We start from the raw sequence: 24,009 nt of genomic DNA, 5'->3' as shown, positions 1-24,009 counted from the left end.
GGGCGGCGGCTTCAGTAGGCGAAGGCCGCGGGGCGCGGCTCGTCGGGATCGGTGGCATCGACGTCCGGCGCGGTGGGCGGGGGCGGTCCCGCCTTGGCGTAGCGCACCATCAGATAGCCGTCGACGATCGCGAGCAGGCCGTAAAGCACGGTGAAGACGATCAGCGAGGTCAGCACGCTGCCGGCGGACACCGTCGGGGACACCGAGTCGGCGGTTTTGAGCACCCCGAACACCGACCACGGCTGCCTGCCCATTTCGGTGAAGATCCAGCCGACGCTGTTGGCCAGGAAGGGCAGGGCGATCGCGGCCGTCGCGGCGGGGAAGAACCAGCGGGCTCGCGGTGTCCGGCCGCGGCGGAAGAGCCAGAGGCCGACGACCGAGAGGAGCATGCAGAGGAAGCCGAAGCCGATCATCAGGCGGAATGTCCAATAGCTGACCGGGATGTCCGGCCGGTACTCACCGGGTCCGTACTGCTGTTGCCCGGCAGCCTGAAGATCGTTGATCCCTTCGACACGGCCGTCGAAGCTCCCCGTGGCCATGAAGGAGAGCAGGCCGGGCACACGGATGCTGAACTTCTCTTCGGAGCCGTCGAGAGAACCGATGGTGAACAACGAGAACGACGCGGGCGCCACCGTGTCGTAGAGCGCTTCCGCGGCGGCCATCTTCATCGGCTGCTGCTCGGTCATCAGCCGGGCCTGCAGGTCACCGGTGAGGACGACACCGAAACCGGCGATCAGCACCGTGATCAGCGCGATCCTCATCGACGGCCGGTAGACGTCGGTGTCGCGCCGTCGCTTGAGCTGCCAGGCGCTGATCCCGACGACGAACATACCCGCGGTGAGGAAGCACGCGGTGATGGTGTGCGCGAACGCGCCGACGGCGGTGGAATTGGTGAGCACGGCGCCGAAGTCCTTCAGTTCCGCGCGGCCGGTGACGGGGTTGACCTCATAGCCGACCGGGTGCTGCATCCAGGAGTTCGCGGCCAGGATGAAGTACGCCGAGAGCACGGTGCCGATCGAGGCGATCCAGATCGTGGCCAGGTGGAGCTTCTTGGGCAGTTTGTCCCAGCCGAAGATCCAGAGGCCGAGGAACGTCGACTCCATGAAGAACGCCAGCAGCCCCTCGATGGCCAGCGGCGCGCCGAAGATGTCCCCCACGAACGTGCTGTAGTCCGACCAGTTCATGCCGAACTGGAATTCCTGCACGATGCCGGTCGCCACGCCCATGGCGAAGTTGATGAGGAAGAGCTTTCCCCAGAACTTCGTCATCCGGCGGTAGCGGTCGTCCCCGGTGCGGACCCAGACCGTCTGCATCCCGGCGACCAGGAAGGACAGTCCGATGGTCAACGGGACGAAGATGAAGTGGTACACGGTGGTGATCCCGAACTGCCATCGGGCGAGGTCCAGGGCGTTCATCCGGTTCTCCTGCTCGCGCGGACGATGTTGACCAAGGCAGCATCCGGTCCGCGGGGCGGCGGGGGAGAGGGTCCTTGGTCCCGTTCGCTACGGCCACGGGTCCCGAGGAACCGCTTCGGCGCCCGGGATTTCGGGATGGGGACGAAAGTCCTTTGGCCGGGGGCCGTGTGACGCCATCCCATGACCGCCGGGAACTCGTACGGTCTGGGCCGAAAGGCCGGATCGAAGCGACCGGTCGACGTCCCGATCCGACGGAAGGTGATTTCGCTGCTTACCGGAATCGAAGCCGACCACGACCTGCGGTGCGGGCTGGCCGGTTACCTGACCGAGGTCAGTGCCACGGTCGGGGTGGGGACGGAGTCCTGCGCCGTGGACCTCGATCACCCCGCGTCGGCGTATGTCGCGCTGGACGCGCGGCTGCCTGGCCGTCCCGACCGGGACACGGCCCTGCTGTGGGACGAGCGCCATGGCTGGGCTTTCGCCATGGAGACCCACTCGGGTGAAGACCTGCTGGTACTCGCCTACCTCGGCGGTGATCTCGTGCCGCCACCCGCCGACGTCGCCCGGTTCGTGGCCGCGATCGAGTCCGCCGGCGGGTCGCTCGCGGCGCCCGTTCCACCGGATCGGCGGACCGACCTCAGCGACTTGAAGGCGCGGCTCCTGCGATATCGGCGCGACCTGTGGTCCGCCGGAGTGCCACCGCTGCGCCTGGCAGGGTGATCGCCCACGGGGCTTATCGGTCGCCGAACAGTGTCGAACCGGAGTCCTTTTTGAGTTCGGTGGCCAGGACCGCGGCTTGGGTGCGGCGTTGGAGGCCGAGTTTGGCGAGGATGCGGGAGACGTAGTTCTTCACGGTTTTTTCGGCGAGGAACAGGCGTTCGCCGATTTCGCGGTTGGTGAGGCCTTCGCCGATCAGTTCGAAGACCGCGCGTTCTTGGCCGGACATGCCGGTGGTGGGGTCGTTCCGATTTCGTTCGCGGCGGATGCGGTTCATCAGTGCGGCGGTGGTGCGGCTGTCGAGCAGTGAGCCGCCGGAGGCGATGGTGCGGATGGCGGAGATGAGGTCGTTGCCGAGTACTTGTTTGAGGACGAAGCCGGATGCTCCGGCCATGATCGCGGTGAACAGCGCTTCGTCGTCGGCATAGGAGGTGAGCATCAGGCAGCGCAGGTCCGGCTGGGTCGAGAGCAGTTCCCGGCATAGTTCGATGCCGTTGCCGTCGGGAAGCCGGACGTCGAGTACGGCGATGTCCGTGTCGCTCCTCGGGATTCGAGCGAGGGCTTCGGACACTGAGGCCGCTTCACCGGCGACCGTGATGTCCGGTTCGTTGCCGAGGAGATCGGCGAGTCCCCGCCGGACGATCTCGTGGTCGTCGACCAGGAACACCTTGGTCGTCATGCCTCGTGACCTCCCTGCGTCGCACTCGGTCGTGAATTCGACCGTACTCGTCCGTTCCGTCCGGCGCAGCCGTCACACCGTCGTGGGGTACTTGGTCCTGGTGATCCGAGTCCTCCGAATCTGCTGCCTGCCCGGCGCGGCGACGCATCGTAGAGGTACGCGATAGGGGTACGAGAGGACTGAAATGCCCGGACGAAGGCCGACGGAGCGCTGGTCGCCCGCGGAGCTGGAGGTATTGGCGGAGGCGGTGCTGCGGGCGCCGTCGGTGCACAACATTCAGCCCTGGCGGCTGAACTTCGAGGACGGTTTGCTCGTCCTTGTCGAGCGGCGGGAACTGGAGCTTCCCGAGCACGATCCGCAAGGTCGTGATCGCCTCCTGTCGTGTGGTGCCGCGCTGGCCAATCTCGAACTCGCCATCCGTGTGCTCGGCCACCGGGCTCACACCGCGGAGTTCCCCGACCCGGGCAGGCCCGAGGTGGTGGCCGCCGTCGAACCGGACGGTCCGCTGGCGCCCTCGGTCTCGGAGCTGAACCGGTATTCCGCGATCAAACGACGGCACAGCTATCGCCGTCGTTTCTCGGGAAGGTCGCTGACCAGGCACCAGATCGTGGGCCTCCGCGACGCCGCGTCCTTGAACGGCATCGAAGCCAGGCCGGTCCTCGACGAGATCGAGCTCGGCAGGGTCGCGGACCTGCTCGTATTCGCCGCCGAGACCCATCAGCATGACCGGGCCTATCAGCGGGAGCTGTCCCTGTGGACGCTTCGCGACGAAGGGCACCTGCACGGGACAGGCCTGGCATCGAGCGCTCGTCCGGCTGGGTCACTGCCGTGGGCGGGTTTGGTCCGTGAGTCGACGGCTCTGCCTGATCGTGAGGTCCTCAAGCGGAGGCTCACCGAGGAGACGCTGCTGGCGTTCGTCACGCCAGGTGATACCCGGCACGATCATCTTCGTGCCGGACGCGCGTTGCAGCTGACCTGGCTCGACGCGGTCCACGAAGGACTCGTCGGGTCGGTTCTGACACAGCCACTGCATCTGCCCGAAGTACGAGCCGGCCTGTCCGAGGATTTGGAGCTTTCCGGCTTCCTGCAAGCACTCATGCGCTTCGGCTTCCCCTCGGGCGACGTCCCGCACTCCCCGCGACGCTCGATCGACGAACTTCTCGGCACCGGCTTCTGAACGGGCGCCGCCTCAACCAGCTGTACATCAAGGAGAAGACTCATGAGCGGATTCCCTGACAATGCCGTAATTGCGGGGGTCGACGGAATGGCGTCCTCGTTGACGGCCGTGCGCTGGGCCGCCGCGGAGGCCCGGCGTCGCCGTGTCGGGCTACGGCTTGTCCATGCGTTCGACAAGGACTCATTGGAGTATCCGAAGCCGTTGCCGACGCATGACGAGCTCGCGGACATGGCGCGGATGCGGGGACTGCGTCTGCTCCGGAAGGCCCGGGAGTCCGTCAGGGAGGCCGAACCCTCCGTGGACGCCGAGCTGATTCTGCGTTACGAGAAGCCGGCGCAGGCGTTGCTGGCGATGTCGGAGGACGCCGGTCTGCTGGTGCTGGGCCCGGAAGAGATCCGTCCGCTCGGGCGGATGCTGGTCGGCTCGGTGTCGATCGGGCTCGCGGCACATGCGAAGTGCCCGGTCGCGGTGGTGCGCCCCCATGCCAGCGAGGAAGACCCGCCCACGGAGGGCGCGGTCGTCGTCGGCATCGACGGCACCCGGACCAGCGAAGCCGCGCTGGCGCTGGCCTTCGAGGAGGCATCGTGGCGGCGGGCACCGCTCATCGCCGTCCACACCTGGGACAATGCCTTCCTTTCCGCCCTGTTCGAGGAAGCACGATGGACGCTCGACACACGCGACATCGAGGAACGGGAGAGCGAGGTAGTGGCCGAACGACTCGCCGGCTGGCAGGAGAAATACCCCGACGTCACCGTGGAGCGGGCGATCGTCCGCGGCCGTCCCGCCGAGGAACTGCTCCGCCACGCAGACCGCGCGCAGCTGCTCGTCGTCGGCAGCCGGGGCCGGGGCGGAGTGGCCGGAATGCTGCTCGGTTCCACCAGCCAGCACGTGCTGTCCTACGCGCCCTGCCCGGTGATCGTCGCCCGTTCTCCGGAAGGAGGCGCCCCCGCTTTGGATCGATAGTCCACAAAGGAGGGAGAGTGCCGCCCGTGAGACGGACGGCGCTCCAATAGTGCCTTTCTGTCCTGTCTCCGCGATTCGCGCGCCCGCGAGGCGAAGCTGGAACAGGAGCCGAGTCGCCGAAGAGAACGGCCGGTAGGTGTCGAGGAGTGATCATGCGGTTGCCCGCTGAAGGAACCGTTGGCGCCCGGCACGGCGGTGGCGACGAGGAAGCGCCAGAAGCCGAGCGTGCCCGGCGCTACGGTCCTGGTGCCGACGATGAACCCGCTCCACACGCAAGTGAACAGGATGGCGAAGCCGGCTCCCACCAGGCTCCCGCCGCTCGACCTGCGGCTCGGTGTACTTGTACGGCTGGCCGGTGGGGATATCCCGTCGCCGGCGGCGGCTTGCCGAGACGCACACCTCATACCGCTCCGTTGTCGAGGTCGCCATACCGATGATCATCGGCGTGCCCGAAGCGGCAAGTGCGCGACAGAAAGCTGGTCAATCCCAACACAGAATCAGAATGTGGGGTCTCAGCGACCTCTCTGCACCTGGCAAGAGGCCACACCGAGCTGATCGGTTCAGCTACTCAAGGAGCCGGCGAGTCATCTTTGCTTCCGCAGTACGTCCGTACCGTCAAGCGATCGCACAACATCTTGCGACCCATCGCGGATGACGACGATGTGAAGGGTCACCGCGGGCATGGTGGAAGGGACGGCCAGGATCTGGAATCTGGCGCAGCGTCGGGAAAGGGTCAAGTGGTCCCGGCACCAGCCTCCGAGAGTGGTCTTCGACGAGTCGAGGATCGTGGCTAGGGCGAGACGTGGCGGGCGGTCGTCGCTACCGCGGCCGGCGCCGATCTGCAGGTATGGGACCTGGAGTCGCATTCGCTCCTGGCCGAGCTGACCGGTCACACTGGACGAATCAACTCGGTGGTCGCGGCTGATCTCGCGGGTCTCCCGATCTTGCTGACCGCGAGCTTGGTGGTGAAGCGTCTGGTCAGCCAGCGATCACGAGGGGCGTGTCGTTGAACTGTCCGGTGAGCACGGCCTTCAGCAGGTCGGGCATCTCGGCGGGGAGGAGTTTGTCGTTGCAGTCCTCAAGGTCGTCCACTGTCCACCAGCGTCGCTCGATCAACCCGGCTTTCTCGTTCTCGGTGGGTTTAAGCGCGACCTCGGGTGTGGTGGTCGTGGTACGGGCGAGGAAGACGTGGTCGATGCGGTGGTGGTCGCGGTTCTTGTAACGGAAGCGGGATTCGCGGGTCCACAATTTGCGACCGATCGCGGTGAGGGTGAGGCCGGTCTCTTCGGCGACCTCGCGGCGGGCCGCGTCGTGGAGGGTTTCGCCGTCGTCGAGTCCGCCGCCGGGTAGTTCCCACCAGTGGTGGCCGGGGTCGGTGGGGTCGAGGGCGTGGATGAGCAGCACGCGGTCGGCAGGGTCGAGCAGGAGGACGCGGGCGCCGATTCGGGGCGTGGTGGTGCTGGTCATCCTGTGGTGGTCCCTCGTGGTCGGCGGGCGGCAATGGGTCCCGGCGGCCGACGAGAGCGGAGCCTGTATCAGAACAGCGTGGGCTCCGGCTCAGCTGATGTGGACGCCGCGGCGGGGTCCGACGTTAGCAGCGTGCTGGTCGGGTCCAGCGTCAGTTGCACGGCGAGTCCGGAGTGGTCGGTCAGCCGGGTGCCGCCCCGGCCGATCTTCCGGGTTTCGTGGACGTAGTCGCAGACCGTGAGCCGTTCGGCCAGCGTGAAGGAGCCGTGGGCGTGGTCGTAGCGGTAGCCCAGTTCCGGTCGGCGGGCCCAGCTGTGTTCGACCTGGTCGGGGTGCAGGTGCCGGAAGAGGTCGACGAGGTGGTGCCGGTCGGTCAGGCCGGTGTAGAAGGCGTACTCGAAGGGGGCGAACTGGCCGCGGTGGGCTGGTGTGTGGGTGGGCTCGAGGACGTTGAGGTCGCCGAGCAGCAGCAGCGGAGTGTCGTTCGCCGTGTGGTCGAGGGCGTCTTGGAAGCGTTGTAACCAGGTCATCTTGCGTTCGGTCTTGTCCGCACTGGAGTCGCGGGACGGCACGTAGGCGCCGGCGACGCGGAGCGGTCCGTCAGTGGTGTCAACGACGACCCCGGCGGCACGGGCCGGCAAGTAGTCCATGGCGGTGCTGAGCGGGTCGGGTGTGACGGCGAGCTTGCTGATGATCATGACGCCGAGTTCGCCAGGGGCGTGCTCGGGAAAGGTCACGGCGTACCCGGCTGCGGTGAATGCTTCGGCGAGGAACTGGCTGCCTGCGGTGGCTTTGGTTTCGGTCAGGACCAGCACGTCTTCGGAGCGCTCGGCGAGCCAGCGGAGCTGGCGCCGCGCGCGGTCGAGAGACGGGGCACCGACGTTGACGGTGATCAGACTCAGAGGCATGCCGGGCTCTTCTCGCTCAGAACCTGCTGGATGAGGGACACGACAGTAGAGGCGATTGTCCCGGGTGACCCGTTGGTGGCGTCCACCGTGGTCACCGGCCAGCCTCTGTCCTGCAGGCTGGCGACGGCGTGGATGTACAGGTCGGTCTCGTGGGCGCTGTTGTCCGCGGCGCGTTCGAAGCGGCTGTGTCCGCCACGGGCCCGGAGGCGAGAGTCGATGACCTGTGGATCACCGGTGAGGATGATCGACAGGTCGGGTTGGTAGACGCCGTGGTTGAGCTGCCACACCACCTCGGCAGGCAGACCGTCGAGGCCTTGTAGGACGAGAGACGAGGCGACGTAGCGATCGCACACCACGACCTGCCCGTCATCGAGCGCCGGCAGGATCTCGGCGTCGAGCTGGTGATGCCGGTCGGCGGCGCAGAGGCACGCCAAGGTCATGTCCCGGTAGGCGTCGGTGCCGTGCCGGGCCAGTTCGCCCAGCGGCGCACGTGAGGGTTGTGCCGTTGCGTGAACGGGCAACCCGGCCGCGGCCAGCGTCTCGCCGACCAAGTCCGCGGTCGTGGATTTGCCCACGCCGCCGGGGCCATCGAGGGTGATCAGCGTGCCGGGCAGGCGTTGAGGATCAGCGAACCGGCAGGTCATGCCGGCATCAGCGGAAGCAGCCGCCGTCCCTCGCCGTGTGCTCCGTCGACGACTGGACATTGCTCGTTGTCCACGTCGCCGATCCGGCCACCGCCGGCAACGACCGCAGCGGGGCACCCTTTGCCGCAGGAGGAGTTCACTGCGCACGCTGTACAGGTGGGATTGGCGCCGACCTGATAGCGGTCGCGGAAGCGGTAGTCGTCCAGGCGGGTGGCGATGTCAGGGTCGGTGAAGATGTTGGCGACGATGAACTCTGTATCGGTGTGTCGGGATTGAGGGGTCCGGGCGGCGAACACCAGGTACGGGCACACGGTGACTTCGCCGGGGGTGAACACGTAGATGATCGTGCCGGCCTCACAACCGGCCAGCGGGCGGCGCTCGACGTTCGGGAAGCGGATGTGCGCGACGTCCAGCTCCGGACCATCGAAGGGCGCGGTCAGCTCGAAGATCTCCCGCATGTGCAAACTCGTCTTCGCCAGCTTTGCCCGAGACTTGACCCCGCGGCCCATACTGCCCAACGGGTTCAACAGTACGTAGCGCGCACCGTTCGCGCGCGCGAACGCGCACAGCCTCGCATATTCATCGTTCTCTGCCAACGTGTTCGGCGTGCACAAGAGTCCCTGCAGGATCCCGGCCTTGCCGAGCCTTTCGACAGTGTCCACGGTGGTAGCGAAGCTGCCGCGATCGCCCCGGAACTTACCGTGGGAATCGGCGGCGAACCCGTCGAGGGAAACGTTGCAATGCACGGCCAGCTCGGCGAGCGTCGCGATCTGGACCGCGTCCAGAGTGGTGGCGTTGGTGCATATCCCGACATCCATCCCGGCCGTGCGGAACGCACGCACGATCGCCAGGAAGTCAGGGTGGATCGTCGGCTCCCCACCGGTCAGGGTGACCCGTTTGACCCGGGCTTCAGCTAGGCGCGGAATCACCTTCTCGATCACCTCGCCCAGTGGCATCTGCGTGCCGACGCGCGTCGCCGACACGAAACAGTGTGCGCAGCGAAGATTGCAATCCTCGTTGATCTGTACGAGCGCCTTCCGGAACGGCTGCTCGACCGTGGTGCGGAAGTAGCAACGGCAGGACTGACCGGACGCGTCGAGCTCCTCCTGACCACGTTGCACCCGGCCGGTGCGAACGGCGACGTCGATGAGGCGGTGGATCGGCTACGGAGTCTTCTTTCGCAGTACCGGTCGCTGGTGCGTCCCGGCGGCTACGTGGTCGTCACCTGTGCGCCGCAGCGGCACCCCGTTCGGCATGACTTGCTCGACGTTCCGAGCTTGATCGTCGGGATCGCCAGTGGGGTCGGGTTGGCGCCGGTCGCGCGCTGTCTTGCTCTTACCGCCACTGTCAAACGTGGCCGTACCTATACACATACGACTCTCGCGCCACGGCGCACTGCCGTCCGAGCGGAGCGCGCACTTGAGCATCCGATCGCTCTGTCGGCGCACGAGACGGTTCTCGTGTTCAGGGCCGATCCGCACGGCGTTGATTCGGTCCTGGCCAAGCCGGTCTCGCCGCCGTCCACGTTGTCGCCGCGCTCCCGTCGGGTCACGCCGGATCGGGATGCCGACAGCAGTGCGCTCGTCGGCGTCGGCAAGGCGGCGGCGTGAACGAGCGAGCGGCTAGCGCTGGCCGACTCGAGGCGAAGCCACCGCTTGCCCGCCGAGTGGCGGTCGTGGCATTGCGGTCCGAGTCCGGACTCGGACGCAGAGACTGTCCACCGACTACACCGTCGGCCGATCCGAACAATTCGAGTCCGGACTCAGACCCGGCCGACTCTCCACTGTGGGCCGCCTGTGATCCGTCGAATGCCGGCCCGCCGGGAGGGAGGTGACGACGTTGAGCTTGACCATTGTTCCCGTCACCTTCCGGCAGGCGTGCGAGTTCATCGCCGCACATCACCGGCACCATCGACCACCACGCGGGATGAAGTTCGCGGTGGGCGTCGCGCACGAGACCGAACTCGTCGGCGTGGCGATCGTCGGGCGCCCGGTCGCCCGTCATCTCGATGACGGGGTAAGCGTTGAGGTGACACGCACCTGCACGACCGGGACTCGCAACGCCAACTCCAAGCTGTACGGAGTTTCGTGGCGTGTCGCTCGGACCCTCGGGTTCCAGCGCCTGATCACCTACACACAGGACGGGGAGAGCGGCGCGAGTCTGCGTGCGGCGGGGTTTCGTCCGGTCGCGGACCTGCGGCCGCGGGCGGGTTGGTCCACAGTGTCCCGACCGCGCGAGTCCCGTGGTGTCGACGGGGTCCGGCGAACGCGGTGGGAGATCCGGGCGGTGCGGTAGTTCACGCGATCGGGTAGGTCTCCAGCTCGGCTCAGGTTTGCCTTGTGCGCCAGCTGTTTCAGCTGGTACAGCTGGCGATCGGCCGACGCTACCGCGCCTGATCAGCTGATCCGTTGTCACGAGCCCTCACGTCTGCGGGCGCCGGAACTGTCCGGTGACGCAGCCGTGCAGGGCGATACGTGCTGTCCGCATCACTGGAGGAGGTGAACTGTTGTGACGGACGAGTCTCTGCGGATGAGCGCTTCCGCCCCGGAGCCTGTCGATGACGGTGCTGCGTTAGCGGCGTCGATCCGGGACCTCGCCAACGCGATCCGCGCGTTGGCGGCGCACGCGCCGCGTGATCCCGATGCCCTGCTTACGGCCGAGGAGGTTGGTGCGTTGCTCGGCTTGTCGCCGAGGTCGTTGAAGGACCGGGCCGCGGCCGGGGCGTTCCCGCATCGCCGGTTCGGCAAGCACTACCGGTTCAGCCGGGAGGACGTCGCCGAGATCGTGCAGTTGACGAAGAGTTCGGTGCGTCCGTATCGCGGTGGCATGCGTGCGGCGTGAGCGTCGGCCGGTCCAGTCCCGGGGCGTTCCGGGAGTTCTCCGTAGGAAGAGAGTGTGTTCGATATGGCCTATGCGCAACCGACTGGCGGTAGAACGCCAGGGTGGCGTGCTCGGTTCAAACGTCCTGACGGGACGTGGGGGAGCCGCGCCGGGTTCAACTCAGAGAAGGCTGCCGAGGCGTGGGGCGTTGAGCAGGAGGCGTTGATCCGACGCAACCTGTGGCTGGACCCTCGGGAAGCGGAGATGTTGTTCAGTGTGTTCGCCGAGGAGTTCATGGACGCGGTCGGTCCGCGGCTAGAGCCGACGACGCTGGCGAAGTACCGGTCCTTTCTGGACAACCATCTGCTGCCGCAGTGGTCGTCCTGGCCGCTGGCGGGGATCTTCAACAGCTACGTCGAGATCGAGAAGTGGCTCTCGGAGTTGCACGAGGACTACGCCGACTCGTCGGTGGCGTCGATCTTCTCGTTGTTCTCCACGATCCTCGGCGCCGCGGTCAAGGCCAGGAAGATACCGGCGAACCCGTGCGCCGGCATCCGAGTGACCTCGGGTGAGTTCGAGGTCGAGAACCTCGTCGCGACACCGGTGCAGGCACTGCGAGCGTCGATGCGGCTGTACGAGAGCGGGCTCGGGCTCGCCGGGTTCGTGCTCGGGCTGCTTGACTTCTACACCGGGTCCCGCTGGGGCGAGCTGGTGGGTCAGCAGCGGCACGAGTATGACAACGAAGCACGCGCGATCCAGATCCGTGAGCCGTTGAAGGAGATCGGTGGACGTCTGTTCAAAGGCGGCCGCCGGATCGACACCTCGCGGTTGGCTGATCTCGGGCCGCGGCCGAATCGCCCGGTGACGCCGAGACGACAGGGCGGCCGAACGAAGAAGGGCCGGACCAAGACTCCGGCGGGTACTCGGAGCGTGGAGTTGCCGCCGAGCATCGCGGTCTTCTACGAGGAGCTGATCGACAGCCACAGCTTCCCGTTCGTGCTCTGCAGCGCTGAGGGCGCGCCGTTGCGGCGGTCGAACTTCCGCAACCGCTACTGGCGCCCGGTCTGGGACGGCAGTGACGCTGAACACACGCGGTCGGCGGAAGTGGTGCAGCCGATCCTGCCGACGTTCACCTTCCACGAGGGCCGGCACAGTCACAGCACCTGGCTCGCCGAGGACGGTATCCCCGAGGTCGCCCGCAGAGCACGATTGGGTCAAAAGATGAAAGGCATCGCGAGGGTCTACGACCATGTGACCCCGCTGATGCGCCGCCAGATTCTCCAAACGCTCGAGACCCGGTGGATCGGGTCGCTGGTCGCGCTCACCCCGAGTGAGCGGACGAAGCTAGGGGAGTGGTTCCCGCACCTGCACGCCACGTTCCGTGATGGGCAGTTGGAGACGGCCCCGAAGGCCATCGCCTTTTCATCGCCTTTTTACGACTGAAGCCCCGCCCCTCCGAGGAGGAGCAGGGCTTCTGACCTGCGAAAACAGATGGTGCGCGATACTGGGATTGAACCAGTGACCTCTTCCGTGTCAGGGAAGCGCTCTCCCGCTGAGCTAATCGCGCGAGGTGGAGACGGGATTCGAACCCGTGTACACGGCTTTGCAGGCCGTTGCCTCGCCTCTCGGCCACTCCACCGTGTCAGGCCCGAGAGGGCCTTCCGAGCGGATGACGGGATTCGAACCCGCGACCCTCACCTTGGCAAGGTGATGCGCTACCAGCTGCGCTACATCCGCACATCCTCGGTCTGGATGGGAGTTCAGGACCTCGCGGTTCTGTCTCTCACCCCGTCGCCGTGGTGTGTGTGAACACTATCCGATCCCGAAAACGGCTCTGCAACCGGGGTGCCACTTGCTGTTCGCAAGGCCGTCATCAGGCAAGATCGTTGGGAATGAGGTGTGTCAGGGCGTCGTCGACGTCGACCCACAGGTGCTCGTTGCCCGGCAGCACGACGTCGTAGGTCCGGTCGAGGAAGTCGGCCAGCTCCTGAGCGGACGCCTCGAACATGGCGTGCCCGGACGGCGAGTTCAGTTCGATGAGGACGGACTCGGGGTCTTCGACGGAGGGGCGGATGCGTACGTCGCCGTCACCCGCGTCGGCCAGGAGGCCGTCGGCGAGGAGGTCGCGCGCGTAGACCCACTCGACCCAGCCGGCGCGGCCGGTGCGGAAGGCGGCCACGACCGCGTACGGGTCGCGAGTGTCGTATCGCAGTTCCACCTTGACCGGGACCGCGGGGGTCCGCGGTGCCAGGAGGTCGAACACCGCCGTCGAGCGGAGCGTCACGTGATCGTTGCGCATCGTCCTACCCTTCGTCTCCTTCCCGGCCCGGTCGAACCGAGTGGCGATGATGTGACGTGTCGGCCGGCTGATCGGAACGCGGTTTTGCCGCAGATCACCCGGACGGGGTCATCGGACCCCGGGTCCGTGCTCCGTCACCCCATCATCACCCGCGCGACGCGCAGCCCTACATGCGCCCTGCAGGCAGTCCACACGTACATACTGCGCGGTTTAGTCGTCACGCGATAGCACCGTCGCACGAATGTCGAAACGCGTCGCGGGCGGCCCCCGGCCGTGACAGCCCCGGCTAGCTCGTGGTTGTTCGCTCCGTATTGGCTGGTGAGCGGAGTGTGGTCGGAGGGAACCACCCGTTTGCAGGCCCCCTAAAGTCGTGGGGTAGAGTCTCCCGGACACCGCGAGCGGGCGATTAGCTCAGCGGGAGAGCGCTTCGTTCACACCGAAGAGGTCACTGGTTCGATCCCAGTATCGCCCACCGGATGAAGGCCCTGGACCGTTGGTCCGGGGCCTTGATTCATTCTCGGCCACTGTCGGCGGTGAGCCGTCCGGCGGCATTCGATCCCCAGGTCGGACGCGGGTTGTGTGGGGGCGGTACTTCTGCCGTCGGGGGCGGCCCGGCCGACGCGGGCGGATCCATCCGTGGCGCGGGTGCCGCCGCTTCGAAGATCTCCGAAGCCCGCCCTTCCGGCCGGTGTGGACATTCGCCGGAGCCTTCATGTCGCGACGCGAAAATGTCACATGATCCGATCAACGAGACTTCTTTGTGATCCTCGGCACGAAACGTCCCCGCAAAGGTCCAGACCACGAAGAAAGTGATGTGGGGCATGGGCGGGCGGCTCACCCGTCCGGCTCCGGCCGCGAGGCCGTCGTGACGTTGACGTGATGTGACGAAACGCCACCCCGGTGACCGATTGACAAGGTAGGTGGGCGCGCCCGGCGGGCCGCGGTCCTCCCGAGGCGTGGAATCCACAGTGGACCGGCCGGAGATCGACTTTCGCGCACCGTCCATTGTGGAGTTTTCCGGGCTGTTCGGCCGATCGGGGAAGTGGTGCTCCAAGTGGCCGGGAGTCATGGGAATTCGTGACTACTTTGAGTAGTTGTTCGGAGGATACGGCCTATTACGCATCGTCATCATCTTGTTATCAACACGGCATTCATTTGCCGGATGCCCGCCCAGGGTGTGGCTGGAAATCCTTGTAACGATGGCCGGAGAGTGGCCGATACCTTGGCGTGTGTCGCCCCATCGGCCGCTGAGGGACCTTGAGAATCGATCACTCTTCGAGATCGCTCTCATTTACTCAGCGTGTTGATCCGGCGTTCGGGAATCCCCACTCCGGGAGGTCTGATGGAAGAGTCGGTGCGGCCGTCGTCCACCGTCAACGGGACGCCGCAGCACATCGACCTCCAGTCGATTCCGCTTCCTCCGCAAAGGGGTGCGGGCGATGCCGCCGCGGTCGACACCACGTCGGCGCGGCCCCCGTACGCGGCGTGGGAATCGCGCTACCGCGCCTGGGTCATCGGTAGTGACGTTTTCACCGCGTTCGTGCTCATCGTGATGAGCGCCTTCTTGATCGATCGATCCGATCCGCACGACATGCACGCGCTCGGTACCGCCGCGGCCTTCCTGTTCGGGTTGTCGGCCTGCCGTGCCTGGAGCCCGCGTGTACTGGGCGAGGGTGCGGAGGAATACCGGACGCTGGGGCGTGGCCTGGTGACCACGGCCGTCCTCGTCGCGTTGGGCGGCCTGCTCTTCGGCGCGCTCGCCGTGCAACCGTGGGTCTTCATCGTCGTCCCGATGATCTCGGTCTTCATGTTCCTGCAGCGATATGCGCTGAGACAGGTGCTGCACCGGCGCAGGCGGCTCGGTGAATGCCTGCTGCCGGTGCTCGCGGCCGGAAGTCCGGACACGGTCGCCGATCTGATCGCCCGCACCAAGGCCGATCCCCATGTCGGCTGGCGGGTGGAAGCCGTCTGCACGTATTCCGGTGCGGGCGCGGAGCGGGGGAGCGGTGAGGTGGAAGGCGTTCCGATCGTCGGGAAGCTCGACGACCTCGCTGGCCACGTGCGCCGCGGCGGCTACCGGGTGGTCGCCGTGACCGCCGATCAGCACTGGAACCCGAAGCGCCTTCAGCGGCTGGCCTGGGATCTCGAAGGGACCTCGGCCGAGATGGTGGTCGCGCCGATGCTCATGGAGGTCGCCGGACCCCGGCTGAACGTCTCCGGCGTGCTCGGCATGCCGCTGCTGCGGGTGACCGCGCCGATGTTCACCGGCGGCCGCCGTCTGGTCAAGGAGGCTCTCGACCGGTTCGGCTCCGCCCTGCTCCTCACGCTCGTTTCCCCGCTGCTGCTGGCGATCGCGGTCGCGATCAAACTCGACGACCACGGCCCGGTGATCTACCGGCAGCGTCGCGTCGGGCGCGACGGGCACACCTTCACGATGCTGAAGTTCCGCACGATGGTGACGAACGCCGACAAGCTCAAGCAGGATCTCCAGTCGGACAACGAAGGCGCCGGCCCGTTGTTCAAGATGCGCAAGGACCCGCGGGTGACCCGGGTCGGCGGGCTGCTTCGCCGCTACTCCCTCGACGAACTGCCGCAGCTGCTCAACGTCGTGAGCGGGCGGATGTCGCTCGTCGGCCCCCGCCCGCCGCTGCCCGAAGAGACCGCGAAGTACGCTCCCGACGCACGGCGCCGTCTCCTGGTCAAGCCGGGGCTCACCGGGCTCTGGCAGGTCAGTGGCCGCAGCGACCTCAGCTGGGCCGAGAGCATCCGCCTCGACCTGCGCTACGTCGAGGACTGGTCGCTCGCCCTCGATCTGGTGATCCTCTGGAAGACCTTCCGCGCCGTGGTGCAGGGACGAGGTGCCTACTGACGCGTTCCTGTGACCGGACCCACACGCAGAGATAGTTGAGCGAGAAATAGTTCAGCGCTCAACTAGGTTGGGACGGGTACAGGACGCGTACGGAAGGAAGATCCACCCATGACCACCAGCGTTGAGCTGACCGAAGCCCTGAACCTCCCGCGGGACGTTCAGGACCTGTTGTTCCGCGAAGCCCGCACCGCGAACAACTTCAGCGACGAGACGGTGACCGACGAGCAGATCCGCGCGATCTACGAGCTGGTCAAATGGGCCCCGACGTCGATGAACAACCAGCCGCTGCGCGCGCTGGTGATCCGCACCGAAGAGGGCAAGAAGCGACTGTCCCCGCTGATGTCCGAGGGCAACCGCGCCAAGACCGAGGCCGCGCCGGTGACCGTCGTGCTGGCCGCCGACACCGAGTTCCACGAGAACCTGCCGCGTACCTTCCCGCACTTCCCGGGCGCCAAGGACCTGTTCGCCGACGAGGCGGGCCGCGTCGAGACCGCCAAGCTCAACGCGCTGCTGCAGGTCGGTTACTTCATCATCGGCGTCCGCGCCGCCGGGCTGGCCGCCGGCCCGATGACCGGTTTCGACGCCGAGGGCATCGACAAGGAGTTCTTCGCGGACAAGCCGTGGAAGTCCCTCGTCGTGATCAACGTCGGCAAGCCGGGCGAGAACCCCTGGTTCGACCGCCTGCCGCGGCTGGACTTCGACGAGGTCGTCGAGACCGTCTGACCTCGTTCCCCGATACGCGAAGGCCTTCTTCCGATGGGAAGGAGGCCTTCGTGGCGTTAGGGGTAATGCGCGTGAGCCGCGCCGGGCGAGACGACTAACATCGCAACAAACTTGTCGGAAGAACGCAACTTTGCCTAGGAGTCCATCGTGTCCCAGCCGTCGTCAGTAGCAGCCGCAACCGCCCCGCGCGTGGTGGTACCGGCGGGCACTACGGCGGGCACCGCGGTCCGCGAAGCCGGGCTGCCGACCAAGGGGCCGGACACGATCGTCGTCGTGCGCGACGCCGAGGGGAACCTCCGTGACCTGTCCTGGGCCCCGGAGGCCGAGGCCGAGGTCGAAGCCGTCGCGGCGAACACCGAGGACGGCCGCAGCGTCATCCGCCACTCGGCCGCCCACGTGCTCGCCCAGGCGGTGCAGCAGCAGTTCCCGCAGGCCAAGCTCGGCATCGGCCCGCCGGTCAAGGACGGCTTCTACTACGACTTCGCCGTCGACACCCCGTTCACCCCGGAAGACCTGCAGGCGCTCGAGAAGCGCATGAAGCAGATCGTGAAGGGCGCGCAGCAGTTCTCCCGCCGCGTCTTCGACTCGGTCGACGAGGCCAAGAAGGAACTGGCCGACGAGCCGTTCAAGCTGGAACTCGTCGACATCAAGTCCGAAGACTCCACAGTGGACACTTCCGAGGTGATGGAGGTGGGCGGCGGCGAGCTGACCATCTACGACAACCTCGACCCGCGCACCAAGGAGCGCGTGTGGAGCGACCTCTGCCGCGGCCCGCATGTGCCGACCACCAAGTTCATCCCGGCGTTCAAGCTCACCCGCGTCGCCGCCGCGTACTGGCGCGGTGACGACAAGAACCCGCAGCTGCAGCGGATCTACGGCACCGCGTGGGAATCCGCCGAGGCGCAGGACGTCTACCTGGAGCGCCTGGCCGAGGCCGAGCGGCGCGACCACCGCAAGCTCGGGGTCGAGCTGGACCTGTTCTCCTTCCCCGACGAGATCGGCTCGGGGCTGCCGGTGTTCCACCCCAAGGGCGGGATCATCCGGCAGGAGATGGAGAACTACTCGCGCCAGCGGCACGTCGAGGCCGGGTACGACTTCGTCTACTCGCCGCATATCACCAAGGGCGCGCTGTTCGAGACCTCCGGTCACCTCGACTGGTACCGCGACGGCATGTACCCGGCGATGCACCTCGACGCCGAGCACAACGAGGACGGTTCGGTCCGCAAACCCGGCCAGGACTACTACCTCAAGCCGATGAACTGCCCGTTCCACGACCTGATCTTCCGTTCGCGCGGGCGTTCCTACCGCGAACTGCCGCTGCGGATGTTCGAGTTCGGTTCGGTGTACCGCTACGAGAAGTCCGGCGTGATCCACGGCCTGACCCGCGTGCGCGGCATGACGCAGGACGACGCGCATATCTTCTGCACCCTGGAGCAGGTCCCCGGTGAGCTGAAGTCCCTTTTGGACTTCGTGCTGAACCTGTTGCGCGACTACGGTCTCGACGACTTCTACCTCGAACTGTCCACTCGGAACGACGAGAAGTACATCGGTTCGGACGAGGTCTGGGACGAGGCGACCGAAGTGCTGCGCACCGCCGCCGTGGACTCCGGGCTGGAACTGGTGCCGGATCCGGGTGGCGCCGCGTTCTACGGGCCCAAGATCTCGGTGCAGGCGAAGGACGCGCTGGGCCGCACCTGGCAGATGTCGACCATCCAGCTGGACTTCATGCTGCCCGAGAAGTTCGAACTGGAGTACACCGCGGCCGACGGCAGCCGTCAGCGTCCGGTGATGATCCACCGCGCGCTGTTCGGCTCGATCGAGCGGTTCTTCGGCGTGCTGACCGAGCACTACGCGGGCGCGTTCCCGGCGTGGCTGTCGCCGGTACAGGTGGTCGGCATCCCGATCACCGAGGACCAGGTCGAGCATCTGCGCGGGGTCGAGAAAGCGTTGCGGGCCAAGGGGATCCGGGTCGACGTCGACGCGAGTGGCGACCGGATGCAGAAGAAGATCCGCACCCACACCACGCAGAAGGTGCCCTTCATGCTCCTGGCGGGCGCGAAGGACGTCGAGGCTGGCGCGGTGTCGTTCCGGTTCCGCGACGGCGGCCAGATCAACAGCGTCCCGGTGGCCGACGCGGTCGAGGCGATCGCCGGCTGGGTCGAGCGCCGTGAGAACGCTTCGCCGACCGTGGCGGGCTTGGAGGCGGTACTCCGGTGACGGGCCTCGATGGCCCTGAAACCGTCGGACAGGACGGTGTGGGGGTCCCGGACGCGTTGCAGCGTCTGTGGACCCCGCATCGGCTCGCCTACGTGCAGGGGTCGAAGGGACCCGACGAGGGGTGCCCGTTCTGTCATCTCCCCGAGAAGAGTGACGAGGACGCGCTGATCCTCGCGCGAGGGAAGACGGTGTACGCGGTGCTGAACCTGTACCCGTACAACCCGGGTCACCTGATGGCCGTGCCGTACCGCCATGTCGCGGACTACACGGACCTGACGCCGGAGGAGACCGTCGAGGTGGCGGAGTTCACCCAGCACGCGATGCGGGTGATCCGGGAGGTGTCGTCGGCGCACGGGTTCAACATCGGGATGAACCAGGGTGTGATCGCCGGCGCCGGCATCGCCGCGCATCTGCATCAGCACGTGGTGCCGAGGTGGGGCGGCGACGCGAACTTCATGCCGGTGATCGGGCACACGAAGGTGCTGCCGCAGTTGCTGGGGGAGACGCGGCAGTTGCTGGCGGACGCCTGGTAGCTCCGGGCCGTGAAGCGCGTGAAGGCCCCCTTCCCTCGGCTCAGCCGAGTGAAGGGGGCCTTCACGCGCAGTGGCTCAGGCGTTGAGCGCGGCCTGCAGCTCGATGTCGATCTTGACCTTCTCCGACAGGAAGGCGTTGCCCTCCGGGCCGATGCCGAAGTCGCGGCGGTTCACGGTGGCGGTGGCCGAGACGCCGAGGGTGGTGGCGTTGTCGTTGGCCGGGTTGGTGCCGATGCCGTTGAACTCCGCCTCGAGCGAGACCGGCACGCTCTTGCCGCGCCAGGTCAGCTCGCCGTCGATGACGTAGTCGCCGCCGTCCTCGCGGATGCCGGTCGAGCGGAAGGTGATGACCGGGTGCTCGTCGACGTGGAAGAAGTCCTCGGACTTGAGGTGCGTGTCACGCCCGTCGACACCGCTGGCGACCGACGCGGCGTCGATCTCGACGGTGACCGACGAGTCGAGGATGTTGTCGGCCGTGACGACCTCGCCGGTGAAGGCGGTGAAGTTGCCGCGGGACTTCGCCAGGCCGAGGTGCTTCACGGTGTAGGCGATGTCGGAGTGGGCGGTGTCGATCGTCCACTTGCCTGCGACGTAGCCCGGGATTTCGGTGGTGGTCATGAAGTCGATCTCCAAAGTCTGTGGTGAACCCTGAGCTGGTTGAGCGCTCAACCATGACTGTAGCGCAATTTGGTTGAGCGCTCAACCAGGGGTAGAATGGGCGTCATGTCCGAACCCCGATGGCTCTCCGACGAGGAGCAAAAAGTCTGGCGCGACTTCTCCGCGGCCACGCGGATGCTGCAAGCGCATCTGGAGGGCCAGCTTCAGCACGAGGCGGGCATGCCCCACACCTACTACGAAGTGCTCGTCGCCCTGTCCGAGGCGCCGGACCGGCGGCTGCGGATGAGTGAACTGGCCGACGCGCGCAAGGCGTCGCGCAGCAGGCTTTCGCACGCGGTCGCGCGGCTCGAGGCGAACGGCTGGGTACGGCGTGAGTCGTGTCCCACCGACAAACGCGGTTCCTGGGCGGTGCTCACCCCCGAGGGTTTCGCCGCGCTGGAGGAGGCCGCGCCCGGGCACGTCGAGGCCGTCCGCGAGAGCCTCTTCGATCCGCTGACCCCCGAACAGGTGAAGGCGCTCGGCGAGATCAGCGCCGCCGTCCTGGCGGGGCTGTCGCCGAAATGCGCCGCGGCCGAGGCGGAACTGGCGTTGCGGGAAGAGAGTCTCGCGGACCTCGCCGACTCGGCCGAACTGGCCAAAGCGGACTGACCGGGAGCCGGTCCAGGGGCGGGCGCGACGACGGGTGTCGGTGCGGGTGGATAGGCTTCGGGCGGCCACCCGACCCTGCTGCTTTAGGTGCACCTGAAGAACCGATGCTCAACATTTTCGCGCGCGCCTCAGTTTCCCGCGTCACCGACCCGATGGGGAAGGTGCTCGTGCGCGCCGGTCTGACCCCCAACGCGATGACCGTCATCGGCACGGCCGGGGCGGTGCTGTGCGCGCTCGGGTTCTTTCCCAACGACATGCTGCTGTGGGGCACCTTCACCGTCTGGGGCTTCGCGATGCTGGACCTGCTCGACGGCGCGATGGCCCGCGCCCGCGGGTACGGCACGGCCTTCGGGGCCGTCCTCGACGCGACCTGCGACAGGCTGGTCGACGGCGCGTTGTTCGCCGCGATCGCCTGGTGGTGCTTCGTCCACGACGACAACCGCCCGGCCGCGGCCGCCGCGCTGATCTGCCTGGTGCTCGCGCAGGTCATCTCGTATGTGAAGGCCCGCGCCGAGGCATCCGGGCTGGAGGCGGACGGCGGCCTCGTCGAACGCGCGGAACGCCTGATCATCGCCCTCGTGGGAACCGGACTGCACGGTCTGGGCGTTCCGTACACCGTGGACATCACGCTCTGGCTCCTCGCGGTGCTTTCGGTGATCACCCTGCTGCAGCGGACCTCCGCGGTGGCCAAGGCGGCGAGGGCCGCCAAGGCGGCGGGGCCACCCGCCGCGGAGGGCGGGGCATGAGCGGATTCTCCCAGCGGCTCAGTGACTTCGGCTACGCGGCGGGCTGGCGGCTCGCGCGCTGGCTGCCGGAGTCGATGGGCTCGGTGACCTTCGGGCTGGGTGCCGATCTGGCCGTCCGGCGGGACGGCGGCGGAGTGCGCCAGCTTCGGCGCAACCTCGCCAGGGTCGTGCCGCAGGCCGACGGCGTCGAACTCGACGAACTGACCCGCCGTGCGATGCGCTCCTACGCCCGCTACTGGCACGAGATGTTCCGGCTGCCCTCGATGGACCACAAGGAGGTCAGCCGCAAGGTCGCCCAGTCGATCACCGGGGTGGAGAACCTCGACGCCGCCCTCGCGGAGGGCAACGGCGCGGTGATGGCGCTGCCGCACAGCGGGAACTGGGACGCCGCCGGCGTCTGGCTCGCGGACTACCTCGGCGGTTTCACCACGGTCGCGGAGCGGCTGAAACCCGAGTCGCTGTACCAGCGGTTCGTGTCCTACCGCGAATCGCTCGGTTTCGAGATCGTCCCGCTGACCGGCGACAGCTCGGCGATGCGCGTGCTGCTCAAGCGGCTGCGCGAGAACAAGGCGATCTGCCTGGTGGGGGACAGGGATCTGACGAACTCCGGCGTGCCGGTCAAGTTCTTCGGCGAGCAGACCCGGATGCCGGGCGGGCCCGCCCGGCTGGCCGCCACCACCGGCGCCGCGCTGATCCCGGCAGGCTGCTGGTTCACCGAGGACGGCTGGCAGATCCGCCTGCATCCGCGGATCCGGGTCACGAACCGGTCCGAGGTGCCGGCGGCCACCCAGGCGCTGGCGGACATCTTCGCCGGGGACATCGCCGCGCATCCGGCCGACTGGCACATGATGCAGAAGTTCTGGCTCTCCGATTTCGAAGCCGGGGAACAGGCCGACCTCGGCGAAGCGAGCTGAGCCGATGGCTCAGGCGCGGGTCATGAAGATCGGGATCGTCTGCCCGTACTCGTTCGACGTACCGGGCGGCGTGCAGGGGCACGTCATCGATCTCGCGAAGGCGCTGCTGGCACGCGGGCATCAGGTCTCCGTGCTCGCACCGGCGGACGAGGACTCCGACGTCCCGGAGTTCGTGGTCCCCGCCGGGAAGGCGCTCGGCATCCCGTACAACGGTTCGGTCGCGCGGCTGCAATTCGGCCCGGTGTCCTACGCCAGGGTGCGGCGGTGGATCCGCGACGGCGACTTCGACGTCCTGCACCTGCACGAGCCCGCCGCGCCGAGCCTTTCCTTGCTGGCGCTGAAGGTCGCGGACGGACCGATCGTGGCGACCTTCCACACCGCGACGACGCGTTCGCGCACCCTGGCGGCGTTCCAGCCGGTGCTGCGGCCGCTGCTGGAGAAGATCACCGCGCGGATCGCGGTTTCGGCGCTGGCCCGCCGGGTCCAGGTCGAGCACGCCGGGGGTGACGCGGTCGAGGTGCCCAACGGTGTCGACGTCGACTTCTTCTCCCGCGCGCTCCCGCTGGACGGCTACCCGCGAGCGGGCGGCACGGTCGGGTTCGTCGGGCGGTACACCGAGCCCCGCAAGGGGATGGGGGTGCTGCTGGAGGCGCTGCGGACGCTGCTGCCGGAGTTCGAGGAGCTGCGGCTGCTGGTCGTCGGCCGCGGCGACGCCGATCAGCTCCGGCGCGAGGCCGGGCCGGAGCTGGCGCCGCATATCGAGCTGCTCGGCCAGGTCGACGACGAGACGAAGGCGCGGGCGCTGCGCAGCGTCGACGTCTACTGCGCGCCGAACACGGGCGGCGAGAGTTTCGGGATGATCCTCACCGAGGCCATGGCGGCGGGAACACCCGTGCTGGCGAGCGGCCTGGACTCGTTCCGCCGTGTCCTCGACGACGGCAAGGCCGGGATGCTGACCGAGACCGGCGACGCGGCGGCGCTCGCCGGCGGCCTGCGCGAACTGCTCGGTGATCCGGCCCGGCGGGTGTCGCTGGCGGCGGCCGCCGGGGAGCGGGTCGCGATGTTCGACTGGTCCGTGGTCACCACGCAGGTCCTGCGCGTGTACGAAACGGCGATCGCCGCCGACCCCCGGCGGGTCGGCGCGGGTGACCGCGAGTTCAGCCGGTGACGACCTGGGTGTGGATCGGCGGTCTCGTCGCCGCGATCGTGGTATTGGGCGGGTTGTTCCTGCTCGCGACGGCGAACCGGCTCGACCGGCTGCACGTCCGCACGGACGCGGGCTGGGCAGCCCTCGACGCCGCCCTCGCTCGGCGCGCCGTCGTCGCCAGGGCGGCCGCCGCGATCCTGGGCGACGAGGAGCTGCGCGCGCTGGGCGAACGGGCCGAGCGGGCACCGAGGCCGGAGCGTGAAGCCGAAGAAAGCGAACTGACGCTGCGGCTGGCACGCGTCGACCGAGCGGCCCTGCCCGCCCCGCTGGCCGAAGAGCTGACCGACGCCGAGCACCGCGTCGTCATCGCGCGGCGCGTGCACAACGACGCCGTCCGGGACACCCTGCATCTGCGGCGACGCCGGAAGGTCCGGTACTTCGGCCTCGCCGGGACGGCCCCGCTTCCGGAATACTTCGAGATCGCCGAGCCCGAACTTTAGGAGGA

General features: G+C 67.6%; 24 protein-coding genes and 4 tRNA genes. 17 read left to right on the top strand and 11 right to left on the bottom strand.

Annotated elements, in window-relative coordinates; all coding sequences use genetic code 11:
• Positions 1 to 11: 11 nt before the first annotated feature.
• Positions 12 to 1,415, bottom strand: coding sequence for a cytochrome ubiquinol oxidase subunit I (locus ACFWIW_RS16090; protein ID WP_378369144.1), 1,404 nt, complete (start codon positions 1,413 to 1,415; stop codon positions 12 to 14).
• A 258-nt stretch (positions 1,416 to 1,673) separates the two neighbouring features.
• On the opposite strand from ACFWIW_RS16090, the gene ACFWIW_RS16085 reads away from it, so the two are divergent.
• Entirely contained in the window at positions 1,674 to 2,135 is a 462-nt protein-coding gene (locus tag ACFWIW_RS16085; protein ID WP_378369143.1) for a DUF6292 family protein, read from the top strand.
• Between the two features lie 13 nt (positions 2,136 to 2,148).
• On the opposite strand, the gene ACFWIW_RS16080 is transcribed toward ACFWIW_RS16085, so the two are convergent.
• Positions 2,149 to 2,811 carry a response regulator gene (locus ACFWIW_RS16080; RefSeq protein WP_378369142.1) on the bottom strand — a complete coding sequence of 221 codons (663 nt, stop codon included), beginning with the start codon at positions 2,809 to 2,811 and terminating at the stop codon, positions 2,149 to 2,151.
• A 184-nt stretch (positions 2,812 to 2,995) separates the two neighbouring features.
• Between ACFWIW_RS16080 and ACFWIW_RS16075 the strand changes: the two genes are divergently transcribed.
• Entirely contained in the window at positions 2,996 to 3,988 is a 993-nt protein-coding gene (locus ACFWIW_RS16075) for an Acg family FMN-binding oxidoreductase (RefSeq protein WP_378369141.1), read from the top strand.
• A 42-nt stretch (positions 3,989 to 4,030) separates the two neighbouring features.
• A complete protein-coding gene (locus ACFWIW_RS16070) occupies positions 4,031 to 4,951 on the top strand; it encodes a universal stress protein (protein ID WP_378369140.1) in 921 nt (306 codons plus the stop codon).
• A gap of 978 nt (positions 4,952 to 5,929) precedes the next feature.
• Here ACFWIW_RS16070 and ACFWIW_RS16065 read toward each other — a convergent pair.
• The 4 genes from ACFWIW_RS16065 to ACFWIW_RS16050 form a co-directional block, all read right to left on the bottom strand.
• Positions 5,930 to 6,418 carry an NUDIX hydrolase gene (locus tag ACFWIW_RS16065; protein ID WP_378369139.1) on the bottom strand — a complete coding sequence of 163 codons (489 nt, stop codon included), beginning with the start codon at positions 6,416 to 6,418 and terminating at the stop codon, positions 5,930 to 5,932.
• Between the two features lie 68 nt (positions 6,419 to 6,486).
• Positions 6,487 to 7,326, bottom strand: coding sequence for an endonuclease/exonuclease/phosphatase family protein (locus ACFWIW_RS16060; protein WP_378369138.1), 840 nt, complete (start codon positions 7,324 to 7,326; stop codon positions 6,487 to 6,489).
• Positions 7,317 to 7,970 (bottom strand): dTMP kinase, encoded by a 654-nt coding sequence (gene tmk / locus ACFWIW_RS16055; protein ID WP_378369137.1) that lies wholly within the window; start codon positions 7,968 to 7,970, stop codon positions 7,317 to 7,319. The genes ACFWIW_RS16060 and tmk overlap by 10 nt, the downstream gene beginning before the upstream one ends.
• The gene (locus ACFWIW_RS16050; RefSeq protein ID WP_378369136.1) at positions 7,967 to 8,953 is read right to left on the bottom strand and encodes a radical SAM protein; all 987 of its coding nucleotides are present in this window, start codon (positions 8,951 to 8,953) and stop codon (positions 7,967 to 7,969) included. Before ACFWIW_RS16050 ends, tmk begins: the two co-directional genes overlap by 4 nt.
• A gap of 6 nt (positions 8,954 to 8,959) precedes the next feature.
• Between ACFWIW_RS16050 and ACFWIW_RS16045 the strand changes: the two genes are divergently transcribed.
• The 4 genes from ACFWIW_RS16045 to ACFWIW_RS16030 all read left to right on the top strand — a co-directional run bounded on the left by ACFWIW_RS16045 (position 8,960) and on the right by ACFWIW_RS16030 (position 12,233).
• Positions 8,960 to 9,580 (top strand): hypothetical protein, encoded by a 621-nt coding sequence (locus tag ACFWIW_RS16045; RefSeq protein WP_378369135.1) that lies wholly within the window; start codon positions 8,960 to 8,962, stop codon positions 9,578 to 9,580.
• Positions 9,581 to 9,809: 229 nt separating this feature from the next.
• Entirely contained in the window at positions 9,810 to 10,265 is a 456-nt protein-coding gene (locus ACFWIW_RS16040) for an XF1762 family protein (RefSeq protein WP_378369134.1), read from the top strand.
• 234 nt (positions 10,266 to 10,499) lie between these two features.
• Positions 10,500 to 10,811, top strand: a complete 312-nt coding sequence (locus ACFWIW_RS16035) for a helix-turn-helix domain-containing protein (protein WP_378369133.1) — start codon at positions 10,500 to 10,502, stop codon at positions 10,809 to 10,811.
• A gap of 201 nt (positions 10,812 to 11,012) precedes the next feature.
• Positions 11,013 to 12,233, top strand: coding sequence for a tyrosine-type recombinase/integrase (locus ACFWIW_RS16030; protein ID WP_378369132.1), 1,221 nt, complete (start codon positions 11,013 to 11,015; stop codon positions 12,231 to 12,233).
• Between the two features lie 49 nt (positions 12,234 to 12,282).
• Here the strand turns inward: ACFWIW_RS16030 and ACFWIW_RS16025 are convergent.
• From ACFWIW_RS16025 to ACFWIW_RS16010, 4 genes are all read right to left on the bottom strand, one after another.
• Positions 12,283 to 12,357, bottom strand: a tRNA-Val gene (locus tag ACFWIW_RS16025).
• A gap of 1 nt (position 12,358) precedes the next feature.
• A tRNA-Cys gene (locus tag ACFWIW_RS16020) sits at positions 12,359 to 12,429 on the bottom strand.
• A gap of 25 nt (positions 12,430 to 12,454) precedes the next feature.
• Positions 12,455 to 12,527, bottom strand: a tRNA-Gly gene (locus ACFWIW_RS16015).
• Positions 12,528 to 12,663: 136 nt separating this feature from the next.
• A complete protein-coding gene (locus ACFWIW_RS16010) occupies positions 12,664 to 13,089 on the bottom strand; it encodes an SsgA family sporulation/cell division regulator (RefSeq protein ID WP_005159130.1) in 426 nt (141 codons plus the stop codon).
• A gap of 400 nt (positions 13,090 to 13,489) precedes the next feature.
• Here ACFWIW_RS16010 and ACFWIW_RS16005 point away from each other — a divergent pair.
• The 5 genes from ACFWIW_RS16005 to ACFWIW_RS15985 all read left to right on the top strand — a co-directional run bounded on the left by ACFWIW_RS16005 (position 13,490) and on the right by ACFWIW_RS15985 (position 19,431).
• A tRNA-Val gene (locus ACFWIW_RS16005) sits at positions 13,490 to 13,561 on the top strand.
• Between the two features lie 870 nt (positions 13,562 to 14,431).
• Positions 14,432 to 15,958: a sugar transferase gene (locus ACFWIW_RS16000; protein ID WP_378369131.1), complete on the top strand. Its 1,527-nt coding sequence runs from the start codon at positions 14,432 to 14,434 to the stop codon at positions 15,956 to 15,958.
• A gap of 108 nt (positions 15,959 to 16,066) precedes the next feature.
• Positions 16,067 to 16,681, top strand: coding sequence for a malonic semialdehyde reductase (locus ACFWIW_RS15995; protein ID WP_378369130.1), 615 nt, complete (start codon positions 16,067 to 16,069; stop codon positions 16,679 to 16,681).
• Positions 16,682 to 16,870: 189 nt separating this feature from the next.
• On the top strand, positions 16,871 to 18,898 hold the full coding sequence (gene thrS / locus ACFWIW_RS15990) for a threonine--tRNA ligase (RefSeq protein WP_378369129.1): 2,028 nt from the start codon (positions 16,871 to 16,873) through the stop codon (positions 18,896 to 18,898).
• Positions 18,895 to 19,431: an HIT family protein gene (locus tag ACFWIW_RS15985; protein WP_378369128.1), complete on the top strand. Its 537-nt coding sequence runs from the start codon at positions 18,895 to 18,897 to the stop codon at positions 19,429 to 19,431. Before thrS ends, ACFWIW_RS15985 begins: the two co-directional genes overlap by 4 nt.
• A gap of 75 nt (positions 19,432 to 19,506) precedes the next feature.
• On the opposite strand, the gene ACFWIW_RS15980 is transcribed toward ACFWIW_RS15985, so the two are convergent.
• Positions 19,507 to 20,049, bottom strand: a complete 543-nt coding sequence (locus ACFWIW_RS15980; protein WP_378369127.1) for a YceI family protein — start codon at positions 20,047 to 20,049, stop codon at positions 19,507 to 19,509.
• 105 nt (positions 20,050 to 20,154) lie between these two features.
• Here ACFWIW_RS15980 and ACFWIW_RS15975 point away from each other — a divergent pair, with 105 nt between their 5' ends.
• The 5 genes from ACFWIW_RS15975 (at position 20,155) to ACFWIW_RS15955 (ending at position 24,004) form a co-directional block, all read left to right on the top strand.
• Entirely contained in the window at positions 20,155 to 20,697 is a 543-nt protein-coding gene (locus tag ACFWIW_RS15975) for a MarR family winged helix-turn-helix transcriptional regulator (protein ID WP_378369126.1), read from the top strand.
• Positions 20,698 to 20,801: 104 nt separating this feature from the next.
• Positions 20,802 to 21,443: a phosphatidylinositol phosphate synthase gene (pgsA, locus tag ACFWIW_RS15970; RefSeq protein WP_378369125.1), complete on the top strand. Its 642-nt coding sequence runs from the start codon at positions 20,802 to 20,804 to the stop codon at positions 21,441 to 21,443.
• Complete coding sequence (locus ACFWIW_RS15965; RefSeq protein WP_378369124.1) at positions 21,440 to 22,357, top strand: phosphatidylinositol mannoside acyltransferase; 918 nt, start codon at positions 21,440 to 21,442, stop codon at positions 22,355 to 22,357. The genes pgsA and ACFWIW_RS15965 overlap by 4 nt, the downstream gene beginning before the upstream one ends.
• Before the next feature lie 22 nt (positions 22,358 to 22,379).
• Positions 22,380 to 23,525: a glycosyltransferase family 4 protein gene (locus ACFWIW_RS15960; protein ID WP_378369217.1), complete on the top strand. Its 1,146-nt coding sequence runs from the start codon at positions 22,380 to 22,382 to the stop codon at positions 23,523 to 23,525.
• Positions 23,522 to 24,004 carry an NUDIX hydrolase gene (locus ACFWIW_RS15955; protein WP_378369123.1) on the top strand — a complete coding sequence of 161 codons (483 nt, stop codon included), beginning with the start codon at positions 23,522 to 23,524 and terminating at the stop codon, positions 24,002 to 24,004. Before ACFWIW_RS15960 ends, ACFWIW_RS15955 begins: the two co-directional genes overlap by 4 nt.
• Positions 24,005 to 24,009: the final 5 nt, after the last annotated feature.

The sequence above is a fragment of the Amycolatopsis sp. NPDC058340 genome, assembly GCF_042723975.1.
Taxonomy (GTDB): Bacteria; Actinomycetota; Actinomycetes; order Mycobacteriales; family Pseudonocardiaceae; genus Amycolatopsis.
This window is presented reverse-complemented; position numbering and strand designations above follow the sequence as displayed.

Coding starts and splice junctions, on each gene's coding strand:
- ACFWIW_RS15995 (WP_378369130.1), top strand. CDS start 16,067: ATGACCACCAGCGTTGAGCTGACCGAAGCCCTGAACCTCCCGCGGGAC.
- ACFWIW_RS15980 (WP_378369127.1), bottom strand. CDS start 20,049: ATGACCACCACCGAAATCCCGGGCTACGTCGCAGGCAAGTGGACGATC.
- ACFWIW_RS16065 (WP_378369139.1), bottom strand. CDS start 6,418: ATGACCAGCACCACCACGCCCCGAATCGGCGCCCGCGTCCTCCTGCTC.
- ACFWIW_RS16060 (WP_378369138.1), bottom strand. CDS start 7,326: ATGCCTCTGAGTCTGATCACCGTCAACGTCGGTGCCCCGTCTCTCGAC.
- ACFWIW_RS16070 (WP_378369140.1), top strand. CDS start 4,031: ATGAGCGGATTCCCTGACAATGCCGTAATTGCGGGGGTCGACGGAATG.
- ACFWIW_RS15965 (WP_378369124.1), top strand. CDS start 21,440: ATGAGCGGATTCTCCCAGCGGCTCAGTGACTTCGGCTACGCGGCGGGC.
- ACFWIW_RS16080 (WP_378369142.1), bottom strand. CDS start 2,811: ATGACGACCAAGGTGTTCCTGGTCGACGACCACGAGATCGTCCGGCGG.
- ACFWIW_RS16090 (WP_378369144.1), bottom strand. CDS start 1,415: ATGAACGCCCTGGACCTCGCCCGATGGCAGTTCGGGATCACCACCGTG.
- ACFWIW_RS16000 (WP_378369131.1), top strand. CDS start 14,432: ATGGAAGAGTCGGTGCGGCCGTCGTCCACCGTCAACGGGACGCCGCAG.
- ACFWIW_RS15975 (WP_378369126.1), top strand. CDS start 20,155: ATGTCCGAACCCCGATGGCTCTCCGACGAGGAGCAAAAAGTCTGGCGC.
- ACFWIW_RS16075 (WP_378369141.1), top strand. CDS start 2,996: ATGCCCGGACGAAGGCCGACGGAGCGCTGGTCGCCCGCGGAGCTGGAG.
- ACFWIW_RS16035 (WP_378369133.1), top strand. CDS start 10,500: ATGAGCGCTTCCGCCCCGGAGCCTGTCGATGACGGTGCTGCGTTAGCG.
- pgsA (WP_378369125.1), top strand. CDS start 20,802: ATGCTCAACATTTTCGCGCGCGCCTCAGTTTCCCGCGTCACCGACCCG.
- tmk (WP_378369137.1), bottom strand. CDS start 7,970: ATGACCTGCCGGTTCGCTGATCCTCAACGCCTGCCCGGCACGCTGATC.
- ACFWIW_RS16010 (WP_005159130.1), bottom strand. CDS start 13,089: ATGCGCAACGATCACGTGACGCTCCGCTCGACGGCGGTGTTCGACCTC.
- ACFWIW_RS15960 (WP_378369217.1), top strand. CDS start 22,380: ATGAAGATCGGGATCGTCTGCCCGTACTCGTTCGACGTACCGGGCGGC.